The sequence below is a fragment of the Pseudonocardia nigra genome (assembly GCF_019396355.1).
In the GTDB taxonomy this organism is placed as follows: Bacteria; Actinomycetota; Actinomycetes; order Mycobacteriales; family Pseudonocardiaceae; genus Pseudonocardia; species Pseudonocardia nigra.
In genome coordinates, this window is the sequence record NZ_JAHKRK010000017.1 from 22,929 (window position 1) to 48,100 (window position 25,172).

The following is a 25,172-nucleotide window of genomic DNA, read 5'->3' on the forward strand; positions in this document are numbered from 1 at the left end:
CCTCGGGTCGAGTACGGCGTAGAGCAGGTCGGCGAGCAGGTTCGCCAGCACCGCGATCACGGCGAACACGACGACGCACGCCTGCACGACCACGTAGTCGCGGGTGTTGATCGCCTGCAGCATGAGCTGGCCGATCCCGGGCAGCGCGAAGATCTGCTCGATGATCACGGTGCCACCGATCAGCGTGCCGAGGTTCAGCCCGACCACGGTGATCAGGCCGAACGACGAGTTGCGGAAGGCGTGCCGCAGCAGCACCTGCCACGAGCCGATGCCCTTCGCCCTGGCCGTGGTGATGTAGTCCTCCCCCTGCAGCTGGTCGACCAGGTCACCGCGCAGGAAGCGGGTGTAGAAGCAGAACAGCGGAAAGGCGATCGCGGCGGCCGGCAGGGCCAGCGCGTGCAGGTTGCCCACGACGCTCTCCGACAGCGGGACGAACCCGATCGCCGGGAACATCGCCAGCTGCACCGCGAACACCAGCACCAGCAGCAGGGCCAGCACGTAGTTGGCGACCGACAGCCCGGTGATGCTCACGATCATGCTGAGCCGGTCGAACATCCGGTTCGGCCGGTAGGCGGCGAGCAGGGCGACCGGCACCGCGAGCCCGAGCGACACGACGAACGCCAGCGCCACCAGCTCACCGGTGACGGCGAGGCGGTCACCGAGCAGGGCGGTGACCGGCTGGCCGCTCACGATCGAGCTGCCGAGGTCGCCGGTGACGGCCCCGCCGAGCCAGTCGAGGTAGCGCAGCGGGGCGGGCTGGTCGAGCCCGAGCTCGATCTCCAGCGCGCGGATCTGTTCCGGCGTGGCCTCGGGGCCGAGCAGTTGCTGCGCGGCACCCCCGGGGATGAGGTTGAGCACCCAGAACGTCAGGATGCTCACCCCGAGGATGATCGGCACGGCCATGAGCAGCCGCTGGGCGACCAGCCGCAGGCTCGGCGAACCGGCCGCCCGCGCGAGCCGGGACGGGGACGGGGCAAGGGCGCCCGTCACTGCTGCACCCGCCAGACCTCGTCCCACAGGACCCCGGTGTTGACGACGATCGGTGGGATCTTCGTGGTCAGCCCCGGGCCGTACACCCCCTCGACCGCGAGGTTAGCCGGGGCGAACGCCAGCCCGAACGGGGCGTAGGCGTTGTCGCTGATCAGGCGACCGGCCTCGACGTAGAGCCGCTCCCGCTCGGCCGGGTCGATGGTGGCCGCGGCGGCGTCGAGCAGCCGGTCCAGCTCGGGGTCGGCCACGCCGCTGAACGGCGACGTGGCCGCGAAGCGGAAGCCGACGCCGACACCGGCCGCCGGGTCCCACGCGCCCGCGGTCTGCAGCATCGCCTGCCACTCGCCGGAGGTGAACTGCTGCACCAGCGTCGACAGCTCGTAGGTCTCGATGTCCACCGTGATGCCGGCGTCCTGCCACTGGGTCTGCAGGGCAGTCATCACCTGCTCGGCCACGTAGTTGCCGAGGGTGCCCAGCTTGACGGTCAGGCCGCCGAGCTCGGTGACCAGCTCCTTGGCCCGCTCGAGGTCGTAGGTGGGGTAGCCCTCCACGGTCTCGTGGTGGAACAGCCCGCCCGGGGCGGTGAACATCTGGCTGACCGGGTAGTCCTGGCCGCGGAACAGGCCCTGGGAGATCGCCGCGAAGTCGGTGGCGCGGTAGATCGCCTCCCGGGCCCGCTCGTCGTCGAAGGGCGCGGTCTTCGTGTTCAGCTGCACGACGTAGGGCGAGGTCGCCGGCTGCACCGTCACGGTGAGCCGGCCCGCCGACTGCGCCTGCTCCAGCAGCGGCGTGGTGCTCAGGCCCTCATAGGCCTGCGCCTGCCCGGCGAGCAACGCCTGGTAGGCGGGCTGGTCCCCGCCGATCGACTGGAAGGTCAGCGTGTCGAGATACGGCAGCCCCTCCCGGAAGTAGTCCGGGTTGCGCTCCAGCACGAGCTCGGAGCTCAGCTGGTTGGACACGACCGTGAACGGGCCCGCGCCCACCGGGGTGACCTTGAACTGCTCCTCGCCGAGCGTCTCGAGTGCGGTCGGCGAGGCGATCCAGTTGACGTTCGAGACGGGGAACGCGTTGATCACCGCGGCGTAGGGCCGGGTGAACTGCAGCACCACCGTCAGCGGGCCATCGGTCGTGATGCCGTTCTCCGCCAGCGGCCACGTCGGTGAGCAGGTGCACGGGGACTCGATGGCCCGCCGGAAGTTGAACGCCACCGCCTCGGCGTCGAACGGGGTGCCGTCGGTGAAGGTGATCCCGTCGCGGAGCGTGATCCGCACCGTCTGCCCGCCGTCGAGCAGCTCGTAGCTCTCGGCCTGGTGCGGGACGACCTCGGCGTTCGAGCCGTCCTCGTCGGCCTGCAGCCGGAACAGCCCTCCGTAGATCGCGCTCATCTGCGAGATGTTCGCCCCGCCGGTGGTGTTGGTCGCGGGGTCGAGCCCGGTCGGCCAGCCGCCGGCGAAGGCCGCGTCCTCGAGGACGACGAGCTCCCCGCCGCGCTGCGGCGGGCCGGTGGGGGCGTCGGGCGTGGCCGCGGACCCGGCGCCGCCTCCACAGCCGGCGACGACGAGGAGCCCGGCCAGGAGGAGCGACACCCTGTGCATCCGTCGTCTCACGTGGATACTCCCGTTCGGTAGCGATCGGTGCTGGCTCCCAGGAGCCGCGGGGGCCGATCGGTGCGGAAGGTCGGGCCGCAGCCGGCGTCGGGGTGCGGAGCGCACCCGCGGCCCGGCGTGGTCGGCCTCACGGAATCTCCGGTCCAGGGTCGACGAGCCGCCGACCCGCGGTGCAGTCCGCTTTCGTCGGACGGAAGACAAGTTCGGGCGGGTCCACAGCCACCGCCGGGGACGGCCGGCGCGGCCCTCCCGCGCTGCGCAGGTCATTTGTCCCGGCCGGCGTGCGACGTCCCGCCCGATCTCGCCGGGCGCCGCCACAGGGCCTTGTGAGAGCGCATTCCGACTGACGACACTGGCTGATCTCCGGCGGGCCGCCAGCGCCGTCGGATGCGGAACGGAGGCCACCCCTCGCGAACGGCCAGTGCCAACGGAGGTGCGAGATGACCGTGAGCCCGACTGCGCCTACTCCCCCACAACCGACGTCCCCCTCACCGACGGCCCCCTCACCGACGGCTCCCTCACCGACGGCACTGCGGCCCACCGCCGCCGGCCGGATGCTCTCCGTGCTCGACGCGTTCGGCCCGCGGCACCGCTGCCTGTCGCTCAGCGACATCGCGCGGCGGGCCGGGCTGACCCTGCCGACCGCGCACCGGCTCGTCCGCGAGCTCGTGGGCTGGGGGGCGCTTGAACGCGACCGCGACGGGCGCTACTCCGTCGGGCTGCGCCTGCTGGAGCTGTCCGCGCTCGCCCCGCGCGGGCTGGAGCTGCGCGAGGCGGCCTTCCCCCACCTCGAGGACCTGCACCAGGTCACCCGGGGCAACGTCCACCTCGGCGTGCGGGACGGCATGGAGGTCGTCTACGTCGAGGCGATCCGCGCGCGGGTCCGCAACCCCGTCACGAGCCGCGTCGGGGACCGGTGGCCGATGCATGCCACCGGCACCGGGCTGGTGCTGCTCGCGCACTCCGACCCGGACTTCCAGGAGCAGGTGCTGCAGTCCCCGCTGGAGCGGTTCAGCCCGCTGACGGTCGTCGACCCGGCCGAGCTGCGCCGCCGGCTCGCCCACATCCGGCAGACCGGGGTGGCCGTCGCCCGCGGGCAGATCACGGTGCCCGACCTCGTGGTCGCGGTGCCCGTGCTCGACGCCGCCCGGGAGGTCACCGCCGCGATCAGCGTGGTCGTGGAGGCGGAGAAGGCCCGCCCGCGGGAGCTCGCCGGAGTGCTCACGCAGGCGTCGCGGGCGATCTCCCGGACCCTCGGCCCGCGGCCGGCCGCCCGGCCCTGACCCCGTTGCCGTCACGCCGGCGGGTCGATCCCCAGCCAGCGGAAGGCGTTGTGCCAGGTGATGTCCTCCAGCACGACGGCGGGCAGCCCCATCGACCGCAGCGTGCGGCCCGCGGGCTCCTCGCGCGGCATGGCCGGGAAGTCGGAGCCGACGAGCAGCCGGTCGTGGCCCAGCAGGTCGATGAGGTAGCGCAGCGCCCTGCGGTCGAAGACCATCGAGTCGTAGTAGAAGCGGCGGGCGTACTCCACCGGGGACGGCCCGTCGTCGTGGGCGAGTGCCCGCTCGGGGACCGGCGGCTCCTCGTTCCAGGCGCCGCTCCAGAAGTACTGGGCCCTCGGCAGCATGAGCGGGAACCCGCCTGCGGCGTGGCTGAACGAGATCCGCAGGTCCGGGCACGCCGCGGCCGTGCCCCCGGTGATCATCGACGCCGCGGCGAGTGCGCCCTCCAGCCCCACGACGTAGGTGCCCATCGCCGACATCGGGAGCCGGTCGATCGGGGCGGGCATGGCGTGCACGAACACCGGGAGGTCGAGCCGCTGCGCCTCGGCGAAGAACGGCAGGAACCGCTCGTCGCCGATCGAGCGGCCGAGGATGTTCGAGGCGATCTCGACGCCGGCGAGGCCCTGGTCCCGGATGGCCTTCAGCTCGGTGGTGGCGGCGTCCGGGTCCTGCATCGGCACGATGCCGAACCCGATCAGCCGGGCCGGGTCGGCCGCGCACAGGGTCGCGGTGAACTCGTTGACGTGCCGCGCGAGCGACAGGCCGTCGGCCGCGGACAGGTCGTAGCGCAGCAGCGGGGGCATCGGGGTGATGACCTCGGCGTCGACTTGCGCGGCGTCCTGTTCCTCGATGCGCCGCTCACCGTCGAAGAACGCGTCGCGGGCGCGGAACGTCATCGCGCCGAACAGCAGCTGCCGTGCCGTCTCGCCGTCGATCGGTTCCATCCGCGGGAAGCACTCCGGCGCGTCGGCCGGGTAGTCGCGGGGCAGCAGGTGGGCGTGGGCGTCGACGAGCACGCGGGATCTCCTAGCGATTCGGGTGGACCGAGACGTGCACCGCGGCCTCGCCCGGCACCTCGCCGGCGAGGGTCTCCATGGCCAGTGCGGTGTCGTCCAGGCCGAACGAGTGGGTGTGCATCTTCTCCAGCGGGAACCGGCCGGACTCGATGATCGCGATCGCCTCCGCGTAGCCGCGGGCGTCCACGCCGAACGCGCCCTGGACGGCGAGCGCCCGGTTGATGATCAGGTCGGTCTGCAGCGGCACCTCCGCGCCGCCCTTGAGCCCGGCCAGCACCACGCGGCCGCCGTGCCGCGCCGCGAGCAGCGCGTGCGTGAGCGGGGCGGTGGCCATCGGGGTCAGCTCCAGCACGACGTCCGCGCCGACCCCGCCGGTGATCTCCCGGACCCGCTCGACCGTGTCCTCGGCTCCGTCACCGTCGACGACGATCGTGTGGTCGGCGCCGAACTCCCGCGCCAGCGCGAGCTTGTGCGCGTCGGCCTCCAGCCCGGTGGCGATGATCGTCCCGGCGCCCGCGGCGCGGGCGGCGACCACCGAGGCGAGGCCGCGCTGCCCGGCGCCGAGCACGAGCACGGTGTCGCCGAGGCCGACGCCGCCGAGGTGCACGGCCCAGCGCACGCCCGCGCCGAGCGGGTTGTACATCACCGCGAGCTCGGCGGGCAGCGTCTTGTCGATCTTGTGCAGGACGGAGTTCGGGGACAGATACATGTACTCGGCGAGCCCGCCCCACAGGGACGGCGCGACGTCGATGCCGGTGACGCCGTGCCCGTACTGCCGGTTCCGGCACGACTGGTAGCGCCCGGTCAGGCAGTCGTGGCAGGCCCGGCACGGCACGATCACCTCGAGCGCCACCCGGTCGCCGGGCTGCACGCCCCACTGGGCCGCCGCCCGCTCGCCGACCTCCTCGACGATGCCCATCGGCTCGTGCCCGGGGATCATCGGGCCGCGGCCCATCCCCATGTGGCCCTTGAACACCTCGACGTCGCTGCCGCAGATGCCGTTGGCCTCCAGGCGCAGCAGGCCGTCGTCCGGCCCGATCTCCGGGCGCGGGAACTCCCGCATCTCGATCGTGCGCGGGCCGACCTGCACGGCGGCGCGAACGGTCTCAGCCATGAGCGGCTCCTTCGGCGGGGCGGGGCAGCGGGAACGGGGTGAGCCCGCCGCCGTCCAGGACGAGGGTCTGTGCGGTGACGTAGCCGGCGTCCTCGCCGGCGAGGTACTGGACCGCAGCGGCGATGTCGGTGGGCAGCCCGACCCGGCCGACCGGGATGGCCCGGCCGCGGGCGGCCAGCGTGGCGTCGGGGTCGAGGTCGGGGTCCGGGTCCGGGTCGAGGATCGCGCGGCTGGTGCCGACCAGGCCGGGGCAGATCGCGTTGACCGTGATCCCCCACGCGGCCACGTCCATCGCGAGCGAGCGGGTCAGGCCGATCACGCCGGCCTTCGACGCCAAGTACGCCGGCGCTGCGGCGACCATCCGCTCGGCGTCCACCGGGTCGGCGATGTCGCCGAGGACGGCCTCGGCCGACCCGCCCGCCGCGCGGATCTCCGCGACGAGCGCGTCCAGCCCGTCCCAGCGGTGCCGCTCCGGCACGCCGGCCCGTTCCTGGCGGACGTTCAGCACGCCGGTCGGCGCGAGGTCGGTGACGACGACCGCGTGGCCCGCCGCGGCGAGCCGGTGCGCGATGGCCTGCCCCATCCCGTCGCCCTTGCCGCAGCCGGTCACGAGCGCGACCCGGGGCGTCACACCCGCACCGCCCCATCGACAGCAGGCTCGGCAGACCCGGGGACCTCCGTGATCGGCGGGGCCGGCGGGAACCTGTGCGGCGGCCCTCCCTCGACGGGGAGGATGTGCCCGGAGATCCAGCGGGCGTGGTCGCTGAGCAGGAACAGGGCCGCCGCGGCGATGTCCCAGGAGGTGCCCTCGGTCTTCAGCGCGGTGCCGTCGCGGCGGGGGCCGCGCATCTCCTCGGCCATGTTCGCCGCCGCGAACGCGCCCCAGATCGCGCCGACCTGCACACAGTTGACCCGGATGCCCTGCGGGCCGAGCGTCGTGGCGGCGCCCTCGGTCATGTTCTCCAGGCCGGCCTTGGCCACGCAGTAGACCATCCCGGGCCCGCGCATCCGCACGCCGACCGAGGAGATGTTGACGATCGCGCTGCCCGCCGGCAACCGCGGCACCGCGTGGCGGGTCATCTGCCACGCCGACTTGAGGTTGATGGAGACGAGCTCGTCGAACCGCTCCGGGGTCACCTCGAACAGGCCGGCCCGATCGCCGACCGCCACGTTGTTGACCAGGGCGTTGAGTGCCCCGAACCGGTCGGTCACCTCGGCGACGGTCCGGGCGCACGCGCGGTCGTCGGTCACGTCGGCCACCACCGCGACGGCCTCGCCGCCCTCGGCGGTGATCCGCTCGACGGTGCGGGCGGCCGCGGCGGGGTCCCGGTCGAGCACGGCCACGCGCGCCCCGTGCGCGGCGACCATCCGGCTGATCGCGTACCCGACGCCGGGCAGGTCGCCGTTCTGTCCGGCCCCGGTGACGAGGGCCGTGCGGCCCGCCATCCAGCGCGGACCCGCGGCGGCGAACGGGTCGGCGAGCGGGTCTTCCGTCATGGAGCCACCTCCTGGAGTTCGGGCGCGGCCACGCGGGTCGCGACGGGAACGGCGCTCCCGGACCACCCGGCGAACAGCCGCACCACCATCGAGATCCCGGCGTTGCGGGCGCCGGCCACGGCGATCAGCAGGTTGCTCGGGTCGCCGTTCGGCAGCAACGGGTCGAAGCCGTCGGCCCGCTCCCCGCTCGCGTGCCGGACGCCGGTGTCCCCCAGGCCGTCCTTTCCGGCCGCGGCGAGGTCGGCGACGGTGCGCCCGCAGTGCTCGGCGAGCCAGGCGCGCACCTCCGCCCGGCCGAACCCGGCGGACGCGAGGAGCTGGGCGTGCTCGGGGCAGAACACGATCCCGGCCGAGGCGTGCCGGAAGATCCAGGCGCCGGTGCGGGAGATCGTGTCGGCGAAGTCGGCGAGCAACTGCTCGGCACTGCCGGTGTGGCGGTTGTCCACGAACTCCGACGTGCGCAGCAGCGTCGCCGACACCGCGGACGTGCCGGCCGGCAGCCCCGCCTCGACGGCCAGCGGCTCCCAGGGGCTCTCCTCCTCGTTCTCAGCCAGGCAGATCGACCAGCGCCCCGGCAGGCCCTGGGTGGCCTGCTCGAGCACGTGGGGGTGGATGCCGAAGGCGTTGCGCACGATCAGCCCGATCGCCCGCGGCACGGTCGCGTTCGCCCGGAAGCCCGGGCCGAACACCCCGCCTGCCTTGTTGAACCCCAGCTCGTCGCGCACCGGGCCGTTGACGACGATCAGCGGCGCCGGCCCGCTCGTCGACTGCCAGCCCCCGCCTCCGGTGGCCCGCTCGCGCACGAGCGCGTCCCACGCCGCGAGCACCACCGGGAAGTACTCCGGGCGGCAGCCCGCCATCGCGGCGTTGATCGCGGCCAGCTCGACGGTGACCGTGCGGTCGAACTGCACCTGCCGCCCGATCACCTCGTCGCGCGGGCGGTCGACGGTGGCGAGGAAGCGGTCCACGAGCGGCCGGGTGACCGGCACCAGCGGCAGCCCGTCCGACCAGCCCTGGTCGTAGCAGTGCTCGATCGCCGCCTGCGCGGCGTCCGGGTCCAGGCTCATGCTCCACCCCCGGTGAGCAGCGCGACGACGCCGGGCAGGACCTGCTTCGCCCGGTCGGCGACCTGCTGCGGCGTGAGGACGGCGACCGGGTGCTCGGTCGTCACGTAGCGGTATCCGGGGGCGCCCCGCAGCTGCGCCATCGCGTCCGCCGTCGTGACGAAGGCGTCGCTGCAGATGACGGCGGCGGGCAGGCCTGCCTGCTCGAACTGCACGCCGTCGGCCACGGCGGAGGCGCTGCACGAGCCGCAGTCGCCGACCCCGGTGATCACGACGTCGCACTCCTGCGCGAACTCGGCGACGAGCTCCGCGGACGCGGGCAGGGCGATCGTGGTCTTCGTGCGCCGCAGGGTGACCGCGGCGGCGCCGTGCTCGGCCACGAGCAGCGCGCCGATCTCGTCGAGCAGCAGCGCGGCGTTATGCTTGGTGTTCTCCATCAGGCCCACCCGGGCCCCGGCGAGCCCGCACCGGGGGGCGCGCACCGCCGCCGGCGCGGGCGGAGTCGCAGCGGCGCCGCCGCGCCCGGTGGGATCGAGAATGGTGTTCGGCATGCGGGACCTCCTGTCAGCCGGCGAGCCGGGTGAGCCGGGACTTCATCTCGGAGCGCTCGAGCGAGCCGGGCGGGACGAGCGACACCGCTGCCCGCACGGACAAGCGGGTCCGGATCAACCCCTCGATCTCGCGGCTGAGCTGGTCGCGCTCCCCCGGCTGCTCGCCCCACTCGACCTCGACGCAGAGCGGGGGCTCGACGCGCGGGCCCGGCTCGGGCAGGACGATCTGCACCGCGCCGGTCGTGCGCGGGTGCAGGGTCTGCACCAGGTCCCGCACCGCCGAGGGGAAGACGTTGACGCCCAGCACGATGAGCATGTCGTCGGTCCGCCCGATGCAGCGGATCAACGGCGCCCCGTCGGTCGTGAGCCCGGTGACGACCACCCGGTCGCGGGTGCGGAACCGGACCAGCGGGCAGCACTCCCGGTCGACTGAGGTGTAGACGAGCTCGCCGGACGCGCCCGGCTCGGCGTCGATCGGCTCGCCGCTCTCGGGGTCGATCAGCTCGACCACGACGTGCCGTCCGCCGGTGAACCGCATTCCGCCGCTGCCCGGCGCCTCCCCGAACAACACCGGGGCCATGTCGGCGTTGCCGAGGCCCTCGGTCACCGGGGCGCCCCACTCCTGCTCGACGTGGGCGCGGAAGGCCGGCTCCCCGCCACCGGGCTCGCCGCCCACGAAGATCTTCCGCAGGCCGAACTCCTTGGGGTCGCGGCCCAGGCTGCGCAGGTGCTCGGCGAGGTAGCGGGCGTAGGACGGGGTCGAGTGCAGGGCGGTGACACCGAGCGTCTCCAGCGCCAGCACCGCCTTCTCCGACGCGCCGGTCCCGATCGGCACCATCGTCGACCCGATCCGCTCCAGCGCGTCGCGGATCGGGAGCCCGCCGACGAACAGCGTGAGCCCGGCGCCGTGCAGCACGACGTCCTCGCGCGTCGCCCCCATCGTGCGGAACGCGCGGGCCACCATGTCGGTCCAGGCGGCGGCGTCGCGGCGGGTGACGCCGACCCAGCTGGGCCGGCCCGTCGTGCCCGTGGAGGCGTGCACCCGGACGATCTCGCTCATCGGCACGCCGGCGTGCCTGCCGAGCGGCGGGGCGGCGGCCTGGGAGTCGCGCAGCATCTGCTTGCTGGTGAACGGCAGCTTGCGCAGGTCCTCGAGCGAGGAGAACGCGGCGGGTGTCACCCCGTGCTCGGCGAACAGGTCGGCGTACAGCGGTGACCGCGCGGGCAGCCCCTCGAGCTGGGCCCGCAGCAGCTCGGCGACGGCGTCGCAGTCCTCGGGCGCGATGAAACTCGGTGTGACCACGATGGTCCCTTCTACGACTCGTGGACGACGACGCCGCGGATGTTCTTGCCCTCGGCCATGTCCCGGTAGCCGTCGTTCAGCTCCTCCAGCCGGTACCTGCGGGTGATCAGCTCGTCGAGCTTCAGGTCGCCGGACCGGTAGAGCCCGAGCAGCTTGGGCACGTCGTAGAGCGGGTTGCAGTCGCCGAACAGCGCGCCGCGGACCTGCCGCTGGTAGCCGATCATGTGGCCGGCGTGCACCTGCACGGTGTTCACGCCGAGCTTCCCGACCGCCGTGAGAGTGACCTTGCCGCCCTTGCCGACCACCTGCACCGCCGAGTCCACGACCTCCTCCGTGAGGACGCCGGGGGTGCAGATCGCGTGGTCGGCGAGCTGCCCCCAGGTGGTCTCGACGACGAAGTCGTGCGCCTCGCGGGCGTCGGCGAACGTGTGGGTGGCGCCGAAGACCTTCGCCATGTCCCGCTTGAACTCCACCGGGTCCACCACGACGACGTTCTTCGCGCCCGCGTACCGCGCGCCCTGCACCGCGTTGCTGCCCACCCCGCCCGCGCCGTAGATCACCACGGTGTCCCCGGCGCGGACGCCCGCGGCGTGCACCGCCGACCCCCATCCGGTGGGGACTCCGCAGCCGACCAGCGCGCCGACCTCGAACGGGATGTCGTCGGGCAGCGGGATGCACGCCCACTCCGACACCACCGCGTACTGGGAGAACGTGCCGAGCGTGCAGAAGCCACCCAGATCCTCGTCGCCGAGGTGGAACCGGAACGTCCCGTCGAGGAACATCCCGGTGCCCGCGTTGAGCCCCTTCACGCACATGTTCTGGTGGCCGGTGGAGCACGGTCGGCAGGCCCCGCAGGCCGGGATGTAGGAGCAGACGATCCGGTCGCCGGGCTTGACCCGCCGCACGTCCGGGCCGACCGATTCCACCACGCCGGCGCCCTCGTGCCCCCCGACGACCGGGAACCGCACCGGGGCGTCACCCTGCGTGATGTGATCGTCGGAGTGGCACAGGCCCGCCGCGTGGAACTTCACGCGCACCTCGTGCGCCTTCGGCTCGTCCAGCTGCAGGTCGACGAGCTCCCAGCCGGTGTGCGGTTGCCGCGCGATCGCGGCACGGGTGGTCAGGCTCATGACAGTGCTCCCGTTCTCGAAAGCGGGACGGATGCGACGTGCGGCAGCACCTCGGCACCGATCAGCGCGATGTGGTCGAGGTCGTGGATGTCGTAGATGTGCAGGTAGACGGTGTCGGCGCCGGCGTCGGCGAGGTCGGTGATCCGCTCGGCGACCTGCTCCGGCGAGCCGATCGCGGCGTTGGCCCGCATCAGCTCGGACCCGATGACGGCCCCGCGCCGCTCGACCTCGGCCGCCGTGGCCCCGCAGGCGACCGGCAGCACGGCCGACCGGCGCGCACCGGCCGGGTCGCGGCCGATCGCTTCGCAGGCCCGGGCGAACACGGCGAACCGCTCGCGCAGGCCGGCGAGCCCGCCGTCGACGGTCAGCGCCCCGTTGAACTCGCTGGCGTAGCGGGCCGCGATGGCCGGGGTCCGCTTCGGCCCGGTGCCGCCGATGATGATCGGCGGGTGCGGGTCCTGCGCCGGCCGCGGTGGGGTGCGGTTGTCCTCGACGCGGTAGTGCGTGCCGTCGAAGGAGAAGCCGCGGCCGTCACCGGCACCCCACAGGCCGGTGATGATCGCCAGCTGCTCCTCCAGCCGGTCGAACCGCTCCCCCGTGCCCGGGAACGGCAACCCGAACGCCGCGTGCTCGCGGGCGTACCAGCCGGTGCCCAGCCCCAGCTCGACGCGGCCGCCGCTCATCTCGTCGACCGAAGCGACGATCGTGGCGAGCAGCCCGGGCGCCCGGAACGTCGCCGCGCCCACCAGCGCACCCAGCCGCACGCGCGCGGTGTCACGGGCGAGCCCGCCGAGCGTCGTCCAGCAGTCCGTGGGCCGGTAGGACGGGTCGGTCGGGTCGACGCCCATGAGGTGGTCGGACCGGAAGAACGCGTCGAAGCCGGCGTGCTCGGTGGCCAGCGCGAGCGCCAGGACCTCGTCGTAGCGGGCGCCGTGGCGCGGCTCCATGAGCACCCGCAGCCGCAGATCACCCACGGAACGACACCGTCTTCACCTGCGTGTACTCCAGCACGGCGTCGGCGCCCATCGTCCGGCCGAAGCCGCTGCGCTTGTAGCCGCCGAACGGCCCGCCGATCACGCCCGCGCCGAGCGCGGCGTTCACCGCGACCTGTCCGGCCTGCAGCCCGCGCGCCATCCGCACTGCCCGCCCCACGTCGCGCGTCCACACCGAGGCCACCAGCCCGTAGTCGGTGCCGTTGGCGACCTCCAGGGCCTCCCGCTCGCCGTCGACTCCGATCACCGACAGCACCGGCCCGAAGATCTCCTCCCGGGCGATCCGCATGTCCGGGGCGACCCGGTCGAACAGCGTGGGCTCGACGAAGAAGCCGTGCTCGAACGCCTCGCCCGCCGGGCGGCCGCCGCCCGTGACGAGCTCGGCGCCCTCCTCCCGGCCCGCGCGCACGTAGTCGAGCACCCGCGCGTGCTGCTTGGCATTGATCAGCGGGCCCATCTGCACCTGCTCGTGCCACGGGCCCACGCGCACCCGCCCCATGTGCTCGGCGAGCCGCCGCACCACCTCGCCGTGCACCGAGCGGTCGACGACCACCCGGGAACCCGCGGCGCAGATCTGCCCGGTGTTGAGAGTGATGCCCGCGACGATCGCCGGGATCGCGGCGTCGAGGTCGGCATCGGGGAAGATCACCTGCGGCGACTTGCCGCCCAGCTCCAGGTGCAGCGGCACCAGGTTCGCCGCGCACGCCGCCATCACCAGTGCGCCCGTCTCCGGTGAGCCGGTGAAGCTCATGCGCCGGATCCCCGGGTGGGCCGGGATCGCCGCGCCGGCCTCGGCGCCGTAGCCGCTGACGACGTTGACGACGCCCGGCGGGATCCCGGCCTCCAGGGCGAGCTTCGCCAGCGCCAGCGGGGTGAGCGGGGCGTCCTCGGCCGGCTTGATCACGATGGTGTTGCCCGCGGCGATCGCGGCACCGACGTCGTTCACGAACATCGGGCCGGGCGCGTTCCACGGGATGACGCTGCCGACCACGCCGAACGGCTCGCGCAGGGTCAGCCCCAGCACGTCCGGGGTGTAGGTCGGCAGGGAGTGGCCCTGCACCTTGTCGGCCTGGCCCGCGATGAAGGTGAGGATGCGGGCCATCGGCGGCGGGCCCCAGTGCGGGCGGCCGACCTCCTGCGACTCGAGCCGGTCCAGCTCCGCCTCGTGCTGCTGGATCAGCTCGGCCCAGCGGGCGACCAGGGCACCGCGGGCCGTCGCGTTGGTGTCGCGCCACGCCGGGAAGGCGGCCTCGGCGGCCGTCACCGCCGCGTCGACGTCGGCTGCGGTTCCGCGCGGCACCCTGGCCAGCAGCTCACCGGTGGCCGGGTTGATCACCTCGATGGTCTCCCCGCTCGCCGCGGGGACCCAGTCACCACCGATCAGGTGGGTGTCCTCGACGAGGAGCGGAGCGGGAGGGGCGGTCGTCATGGCTCGGCTCCTCAGTGTTCGTGGATGATGACACCGCGGACGTTCTTGCCGTCCAACATGTCCCGATAGCCCTGGTTGACCTCGTCGAGCCGGTAGCGGCGGGTGATCAGCTCGTCGAGCTTGAGGTCGCCGGAGCGGTAGAGGCCGAGCAGCCGCGGGACGTCGTAGAGCGGGTTGCAGGCGCCGAAGATCGCGCCCTGCACGCGCCGCTGGTAGCCGATCAGCATTCCGGCGCCCGTGCTCAGCGACCCGTTGCCGACGGCGGTGATCGTCACCTGCCCGCTCTTGCCGACGATCTGCACCGCCCGGTCGATGACCTCGTCGTGCAGCACGCCGACCGTGATGATCGCGTGGTCGGCGAGCTCACCCCAGGTCGTCTCCACGACGAAGTCGTGCGCGGACTGCGCGTCGGCGAACGTGTGGGTGGCGCCGAAGACCTTCGCCATGTCCCGCTTGAACTCCACCGGGTCCACCACGACGACGTTCTTCGCGCCCGCGTACCGCGCGCCCTGCACCGCGTTGCTGCCCACCCCGCCCGCGCCGTAGACCACGACCGTCTGTCCCGCGCGCACACCCGCCGCGTGCACGGCGGACCCCCAGCCGGTCGGGACCCCGCAGCCGACCAGGGAGGCGACGCCGAAGGGGATGTCGTCCGGGATCGGGATGCAGGAGAACTCCGACACCACCGCGTGCCGGGAGAACGTGCCGAGCACGCACAGCCCGCCCAGGTCCTCGCCGTCGAGGTGGAACCGGAACGTCCCGTCCGGGAACTCCCCGGTGGAGGCGTTCTTGCCGGCGTCGCAGAGGTTCTGCTGCGCCGTCGAGCAGTACCGGCACGAGCCGCAGGCCGGGATGAACGAGCAGACGACGTGGTCACCGACGGCGACCCGGGTGACGCCCTCGCCGACCGCCTCGACGACGCCCGCGCCCTCGTGGCCCCCGACGACCGGGAACCGCATCCGGGCGTCGCCCTTCTGGATGTGGTCGTCGGAGTGGCACAGCCCCGCGGCGTGGAACCGGATGCGGACCTCGTTGGCCCTCGGCTCGTCGAGCTCGACGTCGGTGATCTCCCAGGGCCTGCCGGGTTCCCGGCAGATCGCGGCGCGGGTGGTCATGCTCATGTGGGCTTCTTTCTGCGGGGTGACCGCCTGCAGTGGCCGGACCGCCGGACATCTCCTCCGGGCCGGCGTCGCCGTCCGCTGCGGCTCCTGGCGTGATCTCACGATGCCGGGCCCGCGTCACCAGGAGCGAGAGTGCTTTCGCGACGCGGAAGGCGGAGATCGGGACGCCGCGTACGGTCCCGTTGCAGTGCGGCTACGTCGAACGTCCCGCCCGGCCCGGCCACGGCGGCGCGTCGTCGCCACGTCGGATGAGTGGTGCCGTCGAGGGGCCGTCCCCCTAGCGTCGGACGACGAACCACGAGCGGGGACGGGTCGCCGTCCGCCGCACGACGGAAGGACGCAGCGCGTGACACGCACTCTCCCGAGGCGGACGTTCCTGACCGGGTCGGCGGCCGGAGCCGCGGTGCTCGCCTCCGGTCTCCGCCGCCGCGGCCACGCCGGCCGCGCCCGTCCCGCCGACCGGGACGCACGTGGTGACCCTCGGCACGGCCGCGGGCCCCGTGGTGCGCAGCCCGCGCCGGGGCATCGCGACGGGCGTCGTCGTCGACGGTGACCTCTACCTCGTCGACTGCGGCCTCGGGGTCGTCCGCCAGATCGCCGAGACGGAGCTCCCGGTGAACCGCCTGCGCGCGGTCCTGCTCACCCACCTGCACTCCGACCACATCGCCGAGCTGCCCGCCCTGCTGCTCTACAACTGGGGCACCCAGGTCGGCGGGTTCGGCGAGCCGTTCCCGATCATCGGCCCGGGGTCGGCGGGCGCGTTGCCGGAGGGCGCCCGCCCCGTCGTCGCGCCCCCGGCACCGGGCACGGCGGAGCTCGTGCGGAACCTGATGTCGGCGTACGCCTACGACATCAACGTGCGGACCCACGACGAGGCACGCCCGCCGCTCGACGAGCTCGTCCGGCCGACCGACATCGCGCTCCCGCGCGGGATCGCCGCCGGCCCGCGCGCCGACCTCGCGCCGGAGATGGAGCCCTTCGAGGTCTACCGCGACGACAAGGTGCGGATCCGCGCGAGCCTGGTCCACCACCCGCCGGTCTTCCCGTCCTACGGGTTTCGCATCGAGACCCCGCACGGGGTCGTCGCGGCGGGCGCCGGGCGCTGTGAGGGTGCGCCGGCAGGTCCTGCCGCGGTTCGACGGGTGAACGGAACACCACGGTCCTCACAGCAAGATCGAACAGCGCTGGTGTTCCGCTCACCCGCGCTCACCGGGTGAGCGCCCTGCTGATCTCGGCGACGATGCGGTCGGGTTCGCCCCGGATCTCGTACTTCGTGTAGCGGTAGATCCGCCAGCCTCGATCCACGAGGCGCGTGTAGCGCCCCACGTCGCGCAGCACCCCCTCCCGCGTCGTGTGGTCCTCGCCCTCGTACTCGATCCCGATCATCAGGTCCGGGTAGGCCAGATCGAGCCACACCGCGGTGCGCGCCGCCGGGTCCTGCACCACCCACTGCACCTCCGGCCGCGGCAGGCCGGCGCCGACGAGGAGCATCCTCAGCCGGGACTCCATCGGCGATCCGGCGTACGGGTTCGCGTGCGCGAGGACGTCGGCGACCTGGGCGTTGCCGCGGGCCCGGGGATAGTGGACGGCGAAGTTGAGCAGGAGGTCGGGAGCGAAGCGGTGGCCGTTCGCCAGCGCGTCGACCGCGACCACAGCCTCGACGAGATCGCAGCGGCGGGCCAGGTCGTAGGCCGTGCGGGCCGGGCCGGTGAGCCGGACCTCCCCGACCTGCCACAGCTCACCCGCCGCCACCCGGTCCCGGTGCACGAGCAGTCCCGGGTGGGCGCGCCGGCGGCCGTGCAGCAGCGTCACCTCGGCGGGGGCCCCGGGCGGGGCACAGGACGCGCCGAGCAGCTCGGCCGCCGAGTACCCCGACACCACCCCGCGTCCCGCGACGAGCAGCGCCGCAGCCCGGGACCGCACCGCGAGATCGGGGGCCTCGGCCCGCATCGGCGCGTAGACGTCCGGGAAGAGCCGGTCGAACCGCGGCCCCCGCAGCATGCCCGGGGTGACCAGCCCTGCCGCGACGGCCTCCGAACCGCGGAACACCTCCGGCCATCCCGCCACGCCCATGCCGCACAGGCTCCGGCACCACGCCCCTCGCGCGGGGCCATTTCACCGAACTCGACGGGTGAACGGAACACCACGGTCGTCAGGGCAAGATCGAACTACCGTGGTGTTCCGCTCAGAGGTCGAGGGGGATCAGCGGCGCGGGACCCGCCAGGTCGGCGGGGGTCGCGGGCGTGTAGGCGAAGTTCTTCGCTCGCGCGCCCCCGTCGACCACGAGGTCGCACCCGATGATCAACCGGGCGTAGTCCGAGCACAGCCAGGCCACCGCGTGGCCGATGTCGGTCGGGGTGCCGGTCGTGCCCATGGGGACCAGCGGCGTCCGCTCCCCCGCCCAGCGCGCCGGGCGCCGCCACGGCTCGTCCCCGGTCTCCCCGCCGATGCCGCCGCCCCGCCGCGGCCGGTCGAGGACGCCGCCGGGCCCCTCCTGCGCGACGAGGTCCGGGTTGTCGGGGGTGGGCGCGGTCGGGGTGAAGCAGGTCGCTGCCCGGGAAGCCGCCCTCGGGCCACGCGTCCAGCCGGAACCCGGAGTTGCGCACGGCCCACGGCCGCCGCTCGAGCTCGGTCGCCGGCAGCCGCGTGCACGCGGCGGGCACGGTGTCGGCGGCGACCATGCAAACCCAGCGGTCGCGGAACAACTCGGCGCAGCGCAGGCCCGACACCCGCAGCCGCGCGGTCGGTGCCGAGATCAGCCCGTCGATCAGCCGGAGGGTCTCGACCAGGTCGGCCGGGAGGGCACCGGTGACGAGCATGATGTGCAGCTTCGCCCCGGCCGTCCCGGCGTCGGTACGGCGGGCGTCAGCGGACGCGCTCGCCTGCCGGTGCCGCCCCCGCGCGCTCCGTCTGCTCCGGGTGGATGCTCCGCAGCCCGAACACGGAGACGAAGCTGAGCAGGCACAGGACCGTCACGTAGATCGCGATCGGGGTGGACGAGCCGTAGGCCCCGTAGAGGGCGGTGGCGGCGATGGGCGTCACCGCCCCGCCGATCATCCCGCCGAGCTGGTAGGCGATGGAGATGCCGCTGTAGCGGACGTGCACGTCGAAGATCTCGGTGAACAGCCCGCCCTGCGCACCCGCCATGATCCCCTGCACGATCGCGGCGACGGTGAACGCCAGCAGCGCGAGCCACGTGTCGCCGGTGTTGACGAGGGCGAACATCGGCAGCGGCCAGATCACGGCGGTCAATGCGCCCACGGCGAACGTCCGCTTCGAGCCGAACCGGTCGGCGACGACAGCGGCCCCGACGATGGTGGCGATCCAGAGCGCGGTCGAGGCGAGGATCAGGGTCAGCAGCGTGGTGCGGTCGAAACCGACGACGGTCGTGCCGTAGGTGAGCATGTAGACGATCACCGTGTAGCCGACGGCGGGCGGGGCGATCGAGGCCAGGCTGCCGAGCACGAGGTTGCGCGGCTGCCGACGCAGCAGCTCCGCGACCGGCACCTTGCTGACCGCCTTCTGCTGCTTGACCTTCTCGAACTCCGGCGCGTCCTGCAGCCTGCTGCGCACCAGGAAGCCCACGACCACCAGGGCGAGGCTCAGCAGGAACGGGATCCGCCAGCCGTAGGCGAGGAAGTCCTCGTTCGACATCCCGGACACGGCGAGGAACGCCAGGTTCGACGTGAGCACGCCGACCGGGACGCCGAACTGCGCGAAGCTGCCGTACACCGCCCGCTGCCGGGGGGACGCGTGCTCGGTCGCGATGAGCACCGCGCCGCCCCACTCCCCGCCGACGCCGAAGCCCTGGATGAGCCGCAGCACCACCAGCAGGATCGGCGCGCCGATGCCGATCGCGGCGTAGGTGGGCAGCACGCCGATGAGGAACGTCGCGCCACCGGTCATCAGCAGGGTGAGCACGAGCATCGACTTGCGCCCGATGCGGTCACCGAAGTGGCCGATCACGGCGGCGCCCAGCGGGCGGGCGAGAAAGCCGACCGCGAACGTCGCGAACGCCGCGAGCGTGCCCGCGACCGGATCGGCACCCGGGTAGAACAGGGAACCGAACACCAGGGCGGCGGCGGTCCCGAAGATGTAGTAGTCGTACCACTCGATCGAGGTGCCGACGAAGCTCGCGGCGAAGATGCCCCGCTTCGACGGGGTGGAGCGGGACTCTGGTGGGGCCACGGGGACGCACTCCTCTGGACGCCGGCAGGGACAGGCGCGGCCGTCCCGGCGGGTGGCGGGCCGGTCGGGTGGGCCGCACGACGGGTGGAATGCAAGCAGGTCACCCGACACCGCTCACGGGCGCGGGGGCCCATCCCGCCTACGTCATGTGTCCTGTGTCGGGCACCTCAGCCCAGCGGCCGTGTCTCCGTCACCACGGGCACCTCGAGCAGGCGCGGCCCTTCCGTCGACGCCGTGCACGCGAGCGCGGCGGCGAGCTCCGCCCCGTCCCGGATGCGCGTGGCGGGCATCCCGTAGCCCTCGGCGATCCGGACCGCGTCCAGGCCGGGCAGGTCCAGTCCCGGAGGGTCGGCGACGCCCAGCTGGGCCACGAAGCTGCGCAGCGCCCCGTAGCCCCCGTTGCGCAGCACCACGAACGTGACGGGCAGGCCGAGCTGCACCGCGGTCGAGAGCCCGGGCACCCCGTACTGGACGGCGCCGTCGCCGAGCACCGCGACCACGGGCCGCCCCGGGTCGGCCAGTGCCACGCCCACCGCGGCCGGGAGCCCGAACCCCAGCCCGCCCGCCGCGGGGAAGAACAGGCTCCGCGGGTGCCGGATCGGCAGGTGTGCCCAGAACTGGGTCGTGTTGGCCGTCGACTCGTTGACCAGCCGCACGTCGGCGGGTAGCACCCGCGCCATCGTGGCGAACAGCGCATCGGCGGAGATCGGCGCCGCGTCTGCGGCGGGCGCGTCCGGCTGACGTCGAACGGCGGGCTGTGGGCGGTCGGCCGGGGTGAGCGCCGCCAGCAGCTGGGGGACGATCGCGGCGACGTCGCCGACGACGGCGTCCCCGAACGCGGCCCGCGCCGCCGACCCCGGGTCGCTGCTCACGGCGACCAGGGCCGTTCCCTCCGGGAGCCACGGCCCGGGCCGGTAGGCGTGGTAGCGGAAGACGGCCGCCCCGAGGACGAGCACGAGGTCGTGGCCGTCCAGGTGCTCGCGCACGCCCGCGATGCTCGGCGGCAGCACCCCCTGCCAGAGGGGATGCGTGGTGGGGGAACGGGCAGCGCGGCGGCGTCGGGGCCGTCCACACCGGGGCCCGCAGCCGCTCGGCCAGCTCGACCACGAGGGGAAGGCGCGCTCGTCGTCGGCCTCCGGCCCCACCACGAGTGCGGGCGTGCGCGCCGCGCCCAACCGACCGGCGAGCTCGGCGACCAGGTCCGGGTCCGCGGCTCCCGCCCAGCGAACCCGCCGGGCGGGCAACAGGCCCACCTCGTCGGGGTCCACCGGCCGGGCCCAGTCGTCCAGCGGGAGGGAGACGAACACCGGACCGGCGGGCGGCAGCGTCGCGCGGTGGAACGGCCTCCGACAGCGCACGCGGGACGTCCTCGGCGCGGGCCGGCTCGTACGCCCACTTCACCTGGGGCTCGGGGGCCCGCGTCATCTCGGGTTCGGCGAGGACCGAGCCCAGCCCGATCATCGCCCTGGTCTGCTGGCCTGCCGTGACCACCAGCGGGGTGTGCGACGCGCGGGCGTTCGCGAGGTTCCCCATCGCATTGCCGAGCCCGGCCGCGGAGTGCAGGTTGACCAGGGCCGGGCGGCCCATCGCCTGCGCGTAGCCGTCGGCCATCGCGAGCACCGCCCCCTCGTGCAGCCCGAGGACGTAGCGGAAGTCGGCCGGAAAGCCGTCGAGGAACGGCAGCTCGTTCGAGCCCGGGTTGCCGAAGACGGTGGTGAGGCCCCATCCGCGAAGCAGCTCGTAGGTGGTCTCGCGGACGGTCGGCACGTCGTGCTCTCCTCGGGCTCGGCGACGCGGCAGGGGCCGCCGACGCTATCCGCACCGCGCTCGCCCCGGCTCGCCCGCGGACCGGACCGGACCGGATGTCGAGTCGAATGTCTCGGTCCGACCTGCCGCCCGGACCAGCCGCATCGCGTCGAGGGTCGCGGGAGGGTGGCGGGGCACACGCCTACGGTCCCTTCATGGCCTCCGCGGACCAGCTCACCGAGATCAGGATCGAGCTCTTCGTCGACGGTGTTCCCCACGGCACGGACGACGTGCTGCAGGTGCTCGACCCCGCCGACGGGACGACCGTGGGCCACGCCGCCGCGGCGACGGCCGACCAGGCCAGCGCGGCGGTCGCCGCCGCCCACCGGGCGTTCCCGGCCTGGGCCGCGCGCAGCCCCCAGGAGCGCGCCGCCCTGCTTACCGCGGCGCTGGCGCCGCTGGAGGCCGACCGGCAGGCCACGGCCGAGGTGCTCACCCGGGAGAACGGCAAGATCCTCGCCGAGTCGGTCATCGACTCCCTCGTGTTCGCCCACCGCTTCGCGCTCGCCGCCGGCCTCGCCGACCGGGTCGAGCAGGTGACGCAGCTGCCCGCCCAGCCGCACCGCACCGAGGTCGGACACCTCCCGCTGGGCGTCGTGACGATCATCGTGCCGTTCAGCTGGCCGCTGGCCATCCTCGCCGCGTCGCTGCCCTATGCGCTGCTCGCCGGCAACACCGTCGTCGTCAAGCCGCCGCCCACGGCACCGCTGGCGACCACCCGGACCGTCGAGCTGATCGCCCGGGCGCTGCCGCCGGGCGTGGTCAACGTCGTCACCGGCACCGACGCGGAGATCGGGCAGGCCCTGATCCGCGACGACCGGGTGGCGAAGGTCTGCTTCACCGGCAGCCCCGGCGGCGGCAAGCGGATCATGGAGATGGCGGCCGGATCGCTGACCCGCGTCGCGCTCGAGCTCGGCGGCAACGACCCGGCCGTCGTGCTCGCCGACGCCGACCTCGGACCCGAGGCGATGCAGCGCCTCTTCTCCGGTGTCTACGACTCCACCGGCCAGATCTGCATGGCCGCCAAGCGGATCTACGTGCACCGCTCGCGCTACGACGAGGTGGTGGACGGGCTCTCGACCCTGCTGACCGGGACCCGGCTGGGCCACGGGCTCGACGCCGGCGTGACGATGGGCCCGCTGCACAGCGCCCGGCAGCAGGCGTTCGTCCGCGAGCTCACCGCCGCCGCACGCGCCTCGGGGGCGGAGGTCCGGGAGTTCGGCGAGGCGGCGGGCGACCTCACCCGCGGTCACTTCCTCCGGCCGTCCCTGGTGCTGGACCCCGCCGACGACGCCCCCGTCGTGGTGGAGGAGCAGTTCGGCCCGACTGTGCCGATCCTGCCCTTCGACGACGAGGACGACGCCGTGGCCCGGGCGAACGACACGTGGGCCGGGCTCGCCGCCTCGGTGTGGAGCGCCGACCCCGACCGCGTCGCGGCGGCCGCCCGCAGGCTGCGCGCCGGCTACGTCTTCGTCAACGCGCACGGCGCCGCGCACCTTGACGAGCGGGCGCCGTTCGGCGGCTTCGCACACAGCGGGATGGGCCGGGAGATGGGCATCGAGGGGGTCCGCGAGTTCATGGACACCCGCGCGATCGGGTTCCCCGCCTGAGCACGCCACCGGCGTGCGGGAGACTACCGCCCATGGCACGGCCCTCCGAGCCGCCCGCAGACCTCGGGCCGGACCTCCTGCACGCCCTCGCGGCGGTCTCGGCCGACGGGCTCGGCGTCCTCGACGGCGAGGACCGCTTCACGTTCCTCAACCCGGCGGCCGTGGAACTGCTCGGCAGGCCCGTGTCCGACCTCATCGGTGTGCAGGCGCCGTTCCGCACGGCGGGCGGGCAGGCCGTCGACGACGGCCGGGTCGCCACCTGGCCCACCCCGGACGGCGGCAGGCGCACGCTGCGCTACCGCGTGCTGCCGTTGCCCGACGGCGCCCATGCGGTGTGGTTCAGCGACGTGACCGACGCCCTGCGCGAGCAGGAACGGCTCACCGCGATCATCCGCGCGGCGTCCCGCGTCGCGGGCACGGGCTCGCTCGCCGCCACCCTGGACGCGGTGGCCCAGGAGGTGGCGCGGACCGCGAGCATCGCCGCCGCGCAGATCCTCACCCTCGACGATCCGCGCCAGGAGATCCGGATCCTCGGCATGGCGGGCTTCGGCGCGGCCGCCGACTTCACCGACCGGCTCAGCGCCTGCCGGCGCCTCGGCGCCCAGGTGCGGTTCCTGGACGCCTTCCGCTCCGGGCAGCCGGTGGTCGTCCTCCACCGCAGGGCGGCGATACTGGCCGACCCGCGCTGGGCACCGCTGCACGAGATCATGGCCCACCCGGACTGGGACAGTTTCGTGGCGATGCCGCTGACCGTCCGCGGCCGCACCGTCGGGGTGATCAACGCCTACTACCGGCCGGGCGACGACCCGGGACCGAGCTCGCTGGCCTTCCTGGAGGCGATGGCCGACCACGCCGCGGTCGCGATCGACACCGCCGCGCTGCTGGCGCAGACCCGCTCCCAGGCGATCAACGACGAGCGCCACCGGCTCGCCAGGGACCTGCACGACTCGGTCGTCCAGCAGCTGTTCTCCATGCGGATGCAGGCGAGGGCGCTCAGCGGCAGGCTCGACGCGACGCCCGACCCGGCCTCGCTGCGCGCCGCCGCGCACGAGCTGGCCCAGCTGTCCCAGAGCGCGCTGGCCGACCTGCGCGACCTCGTGTTCGAGCTGCGGCCGCTCGACCTCGCCGAGCGCGGGCTCGTCGCGGCGGTCCGGGCGCACGCCGAGAGCCTCGAGGCGCGCGCGGGCCTGGTCGTCACGGTGGACGCGCCGCCCGCGATTCCCCCGACGGACGACCTCGCGATGCAGGAGGATCTCTACCGCATCGTGCAGGAGGCGCTGCACAACGTGGTCAAGCACGCCGGTGCGAGCGAGGTGACGGTGCGGTTCACGGTCGGCGAGCCCCCGGACGCGCTGCTCGTCGAGATCACCGACGACGGCCACGGATCCGCCGCCCCACCTCCCGGCGCGGGACGGCGGACGCTGGGACTGGTCTCCATGCAGGAGCGGGCGCAGCGGTGGGGCGGCCGGCTCACGGCCGGGCCGCGGGAGACGGGCGGGTGGGCCGTCACGGTCCGGCTCCCCCTGTCCACGCACGCCGAGGGAGGAACGCAACGGTGAGCTCTGCGCCCGGCACGGACGTCATCCGGCTGATGGTCGTCGACGACCACGCGATCGTGCGCCGCGGCATCCTCGCCTACGTCGACACCGTCGCCGACCTGCAGGTCGTGGGCGAGGCCGCCGACGGTCAGGAGGCACTCGCCGAGCTGGAGCGCCGCCGGACGCTCGAGGTGCCCCTGCCGGAGGTGGTGTTGATGGACCTGCAGATGCCGCGGCTCGACGGCGTCGAGGCCACCGCCGCCATCACCCGGGACTTCCCGGGCGTGAAGGTCGTGGTGGTCACCAGCTTCGGCGAGGTCGAGCGGGTGCACGCCGCCCTCGCCGCGGGGGCGGCCGGCTACGTGCTGAAGGACGCCGACCCCGACGAGGTCGCCAGGGCCGTGCGGGCCGCGGCGGCGGGCGAGGTGCACCTCGACTCCGCGGTCGCCCGGCGGCTGACCCGGCGGATGGCGGGACCGCCCGCCGGGCTGGGCAAGCTCACCGCCCGGGAACGCGAGATCCTCACGCTCGTCGCACAGGGCAACTCCAACCGGGACATCGCGCGGATCCTGGTCATCAGCGAGCGCACCGCGCGCACCCACGTCAGCAACGTGCTGACCAAGCTGCAACTGTCGTCGCGCACGCAGGCGGCGCTGCTCGCCATCCGCGAGGGGTTGATCCCCCCGCCGGGCTGAGGCGGGGGTTGCTCCGGACTCCACGCGGGACCATTGCGCGGTGGGCCATCCGTCGATGTCGTCATGGGGCTCGACGGGTGAACGGAACATCACGGTCCTCAGCGCAAGATCGAACAACTGTGGTGTTCCGCTCGAGCGCACACGCTCGGCCGGGGGCGCCACACCCCCACCGACTTGTGCAGCTACGGCACGGATCCGGCCTCCGCGCCTACGTCACTTGTCGTACTCGACCATGGAC

21 protein-coding genes and 2 pseudogenes are annotated in these 25,172 nt (G+C 73.9%); 5 read left to right on the forward strand and 18 right to left on the reverse strand.

What is annotated here, in order from left to right; translation table 11 throughout:
• Nucleotides 1-6: 6 nt before the first annotated feature.
• Nucleotides 7-1,017: pseudogene (locus KME75_RS06955) on the reverse strand (ABC transporter permease); the annotation flags it as partial.
• On the reverse strand, nt 987-2,576 hold the full coding sequence (locus tag KME75_RS06960) for an ABC transporter substrate-binding protein (RefSeq protein ID WP_372452571.1): 1,590 nt from the start codon (nt 2,574-2,576) through the stop codon (nt 987-989). The pseudogene KME75_RS06955 and the gene KME75_RS06960, both read right to left, overlap by 31 nt.
• Nucleotides 2,577-3,151: 575 nt before the next feature.
• On the opposite strand from KME75_RS06960, the gene KME75_RS06965 reads away from it, so the two are divergent.
• Entirely contained in the window at nt 3,152-3,880 is a 729-nt protein-coding gene (locus KME75_RS06965; RefSeq protein ID WP_246631629.1) for an IclR family transcriptional regulator, read from the forward strand.
• 11 nt (nt 3,881-3,891) lie between these two features.
• Here the strand turns inward: KME75_RS06965 and KME75_RS06970 are convergent, their stop codons facing one another.
• From KME75_RS06970 to KME75_RS07020, 11 genes are read right to left on the reverse strand one after another with little or no spacing between them, the layout of a single operon-like run.
• Nucleotides 3,892-4,896, reverse strand: coding sequence for an amidohydrolase family protein (locus KME75_RS06970; RefSeq protein WP_219413705.1), 1,005 nt, complete (start codon nt 4,894-4,896; stop codon nt 3,892-3,894).
• A gap of 10 nt (nt 4,897-4,906) precedes the next feature.
• Nucleotides 4,907-6,010 carry a zinc-dependent alcohol dehydrogenase gene (locus tag KME75_RS06975; protein WP_219413706.1) on the reverse strand — a complete coding sequence of 368 codons (1,104 nt, stop codon included), beginning with the start codon at nt 6,008-6,010 and terminating at the stop codon, nt 4,907-4,909.
• Complete coding sequence (locus KME75_RS06980; RefSeq protein ID WP_308282619.1) at nt 6,003-6,641, reverse strand: SDR family NAD(P)-dependent oxidoreductase; 639 nt, start codon at nt 6,639-6,641, stop codon at nt 6,003-6,005. Before KME75_RS06980 ends, KME75_RS06975 begins: the two co-directional genes overlap by 8 nt.
• Entirely contained in the window at nt 6,638-7,507 is an 870-nt protein-coding gene (locus tag KME75_RS06985; protein ID WP_246631630.1) for an SDR family NAD(P)-dependent oxidoreductase, read from the reverse strand. The genes KME75_RS06980 and KME75_RS06985 overlap by 4 nt, the downstream gene beginning before the upstream one ends.
• Nucleotides 7,504-8,574, reverse strand: coding sequence for a hypothetical protein (locus KME75_RS06990; RefSeq protein WP_219413707.1), 1,071 nt, complete (start codon nt 8,572-8,574; stop codon nt 7,504-7,506). Before KME75_RS06990 ends, KME75_RS06985 begins: the two co-directional genes overlap by 4 nt.
• Nucleotides 8,571-9,122, reverse strand: a complete 552-nt coding sequence (locus KME75_RS06995; RefSeq protein ID WP_219413708.1) for a UGSC family (seleno)protein — start codon at nt 9,120-9,122, stop codon at nt 8,571-8,573. Before KME75_RS06995 ends, KME75_RS06990 begins: the two co-directional genes overlap by 4 nt.
• A gap of 13 nt (nt 9,123-9,135) precedes the next feature.
• Nucleotides 9,136-10,425: a phenylacetate--CoA ligase family protein gene (locus tag KME75_RS07000; RefSeq protein ID WP_219413709.1), complete on the reverse strand. Its 1,290-nt coding sequence runs from the start codon at nt 10,423-10,425 to the stop codon at nt 9,136-9,138.
• A gap of 11 nt (nt 10,426-10,436) precedes the next feature.
• The gene (locus KME75_RS07005) at nt 10,437-11,555 is read right to left on the reverse strand and encodes an NDMA-dependent alcohol dehydrogenase (protein ID WP_219413710.1); all 1,119 of its coding nucleotides are present in this window, start codon (nt 11,553-11,555) and stop codon (nt 10,437-10,439) included.
• Entirely contained in the window at nt 11,552-12,502 is a 951-nt protein-coding gene (locus tag KME75_RS07010) for a TIGR03560 family F420-dependent LLM class oxidoreductase (RefSeq protein WP_219413741.1), read from the reverse strand. Before KME75_RS07010 ends, KME75_RS07005 begins: the two co-directional genes overlap by 4 nt.
• Before the next feature lie 19 nt (nt 12,503-12,521).
• Nucleotides 12,522-13,976 carry an aldehyde dehydrogenase family protein gene (locus KME75_RS07015; protein ID WP_219413711.1) on the reverse strand — a complete coding sequence of 485 codons (1,455 nt, stop codon included), beginning with the start codon at nt 13,974-13,976 and terminating at the stop codon, nt 12,522-12,524.
• An 11-nt stretch (nt 13,977-13,987) separates the two neighbouring features.
• Nucleotides 13,988-15,097 (reverse strand): NDMA-dependent alcohol dehydrogenase, encoded by a 1,110-nt coding sequence (locus KME75_RS07020; protein WP_219413712.1) that lies wholly within the window; start codon nt 15,095-15,097, stop codon nt 13,988-13,990.
• 473 nt (nt 15,098-15,570) lie between these two features.
• Between KME75_RS07020 and KME75_RS07025 the strand changes: the two genes are divergently transcribed.
• Nucleotides 15,571-16,314 (forward strand): MBL fold metallo-hydrolase, encoded by a 744-nt coding sequence (locus tag KME75_RS07025; RefSeq protein ID WP_308282620.1) that lies wholly within the window; start codon nt 15,571-15,573, stop codon nt 16,312-16,314.
• Here the strand turns inward: KME75_RS07025 and KME75_RS07030 are convergent.
• The 5 genes and pseudogenes from KME75_RS07030 to KME75_RS42775 all read right to left on the reverse strand — a co-directional run.
• Nucleotides 16,304-17,170: a hypothetical protein gene (locus KME75_RS07030; RefSeq protein ID WP_219413714.1), complete on the reverse strand. Its 867-nt coding sequence runs from the start codon at nt 17,168-17,170 to the stop codon at nt 16,304-16,306. The two genes, KME75_RS07025 and KME75_RS07030, sit on opposite strands and share 11 nt — an antisense overlap.
• A 112-nt stretch (nt 17,171-17,282) precedes the next feature.
• Entirely contained in the window at nt 17,283-17,471 is a 189-nt protein-coding gene (locus KME75_RS42765) for an SDR family oxidoreductase (RefSeq protein WP_246631631.1), read from the reverse strand.
• A 491-nt stretch (nt 17,472-17,962) separates the two neighbouring features.
• The gene (locus KME75_RS07040) at nt 17,963-19,285 is read right to left on the reverse strand and encodes an MFS transporter (RefSeq protein WP_219413715.1); all 1,323 of its coding nucleotides are present in this window, start codon (nt 19,283-19,285) and stop codon (nt 17,963-17,965) included.
• 167 nt (nt 19,286-19,452) lie between these two features.
• Nucleotides 19,453-20,643 (reverse strand): thiamine pyrophosphate-dependent enzyme, encoded by a 1,191-nt coding sequence (locus tag KME75_RS42770; RefSeq protein WP_308282621.1) that lies wholly within the window; start codon nt 20,641-20,643, stop codon nt 19,453-19,455.
• 154 nt (nt 20,644-20,797) lie between these two features.
• Nucleotides 20,798-21,052 (reverse strand): annotated as a pseudogene (locus tag KME75_RS42775) (thiamine pyrophosphate-binding protein); the annotation flags it as partial.
• 194 nt (nt 21,053-21,246) lie between these two features.
• Here KME75_RS42775 and KME75_RS07050 point away from each other — a divergent pair.
• Genes KME75_RS07050 through KME75_RS07060 form a run of 3 tightly spaced genes read left to right on the forward strand, consistent with a single transcriptional unit; the run spans nt 21,247 to nt 24,934 of the window.
• Complete coding sequence (locus KME75_RS07050) at nt 21,247-22,701, forward strand: aldehyde dehydrogenase family protein (RefSeq protein ID WP_219413716.1); 1,455 nt, start codon at nt 21,247-21,249, stop codon at nt 22,699-22,701.
• Between the two features lie 32 nt (nt 22,702-22,733).
• Nucleotides 22,734-24,260, forward strand: coding sequence for a sensor histidine kinase (locus KME75_RS07055; protein ID WP_219413717.1), 1,527 nt, complete (start codon nt 22,734-22,736; stop codon nt 24,258-24,260).
• Nucleotides 24,261-24,292: 32 nt separating this feature from the next.
• A complete protein-coding gene (locus KME75_RS07060) occupies nt 24,293-24,934 on the forward strand; it encodes a response regulator transcription factor (RefSeq protein ID WP_219413742.1) in 642 nt (213 codons plus the stop codon).
• Nucleotides 24,935-25,172 lie beyond the last annotated feature (238 nt).

What these genes read in the sequence shown, in the direction of transcription:
- KME75_RS07020 (WP_219413712.1), bottom strand. Translation starts at nt 15,097, where the DNA reads ATGAGCATGACCACCCGCGCCGCGATCTGCCGGGAACCCGGCAGGCCC.
- KME75_RS07015 (WP_219413711.1), bottom strand. Translation starts at nt 13,976, where the DNA reads ATGACGACCGCCCCTCCCGCTCCGCTCCTCGTCGAGGACACCCACCTG.
- KME75_RS07005 (WP_219413710.1), bottom strand. Translation starts at nt 11,555, where the DNA reads ATGAGCCTGACCACCCGTGCCGCGATCGCGCGGCAACCGCACACCGGC.
- KME75_RS07060 (WP_219413742.1), top strand. Translation starts at nt 24,293, where the DNA reads ATGGTCGTCGACGACCACGCGATCGTGCGCCGCGGCATCCTCGCCTAC.
- KME75_RS42765 (WP_246631631.1), bottom strand. Translation starts at nt 17,471, where the DNA reads ATGGGCACGACCGGCACCCCGACCGACATCGGCCACGCGGTGGCCTGG.
- KME75_RS06985 (WP_246631630.1), bottom strand. Translation starts at nt 7,507, where the DNA reads ATGACGGAAGACCCGCTCGCCGACCCGTTCGCCGCCGCGGGTCCGCGC.
- KME75_RS07010 (WP_219413741.1), bottom strand. Translation starts at nt 12,502, where the DNA reads ATGGAGCCGCGCCACGGCGCCCGCTACGACGAGGTCCTGGCGCTCGCG.
- KME75_RS06975 (WP_219413706.1), bottom strand. Translation starts at nt 6,010, where the DNA reads ATGGCTGAGACCGTTCGCGCCGCCGTGCAGGTCGGCCCGCGCACGATC.
- KME75_RS06965 (WP_246631629.1), top strand. Translation starts at nt 3,152, where the DNA reads ATGCTCTCCGTGCTCGACGCGTTCGGCCCGCGGCACCGCTGCCTGTCG.
- KME75_RS07055 (WP_219413717.1), top strand. Translation starts at nt 22,734, where the DNA reads ATGGCACGGCCCTCCGAGCCGCCCGCAGACCTCGGGCCGGACCTCCTG.
- KME75_RS07030 (WP_219413714.1), bottom strand. Translation starts at nt 17,170, where the DNA reads ATGGGCGTGGCGGGATGGCCGGAGGTGTTCCGCGGTTCGGAGGCCGTC.
- KME75_RS06990 (WP_219413707.1), bottom strand. Translation starts at nt 8,574, where the DNA reads ATGAGCCTGGACCCGGACGCCGCGCAGGCGGCGATCGAGCACTGCTAC.
- KME75_RS07050 (WP_219413716.1), top strand. Translation starts at nt 21,247, where the DNA reads ATGGCCTCCGCGGACCAGCTCACCGAGATCAGGATCGAGCTCTTCGTC.
- KME75_RS06995 (WP_219413708.1), bottom strand. Translation starts at nt 9,122, where the DNA reads ATGCCGAACACCATTCTCGATCCCACCGGGCGCGGCGGCGCCGCTGCG.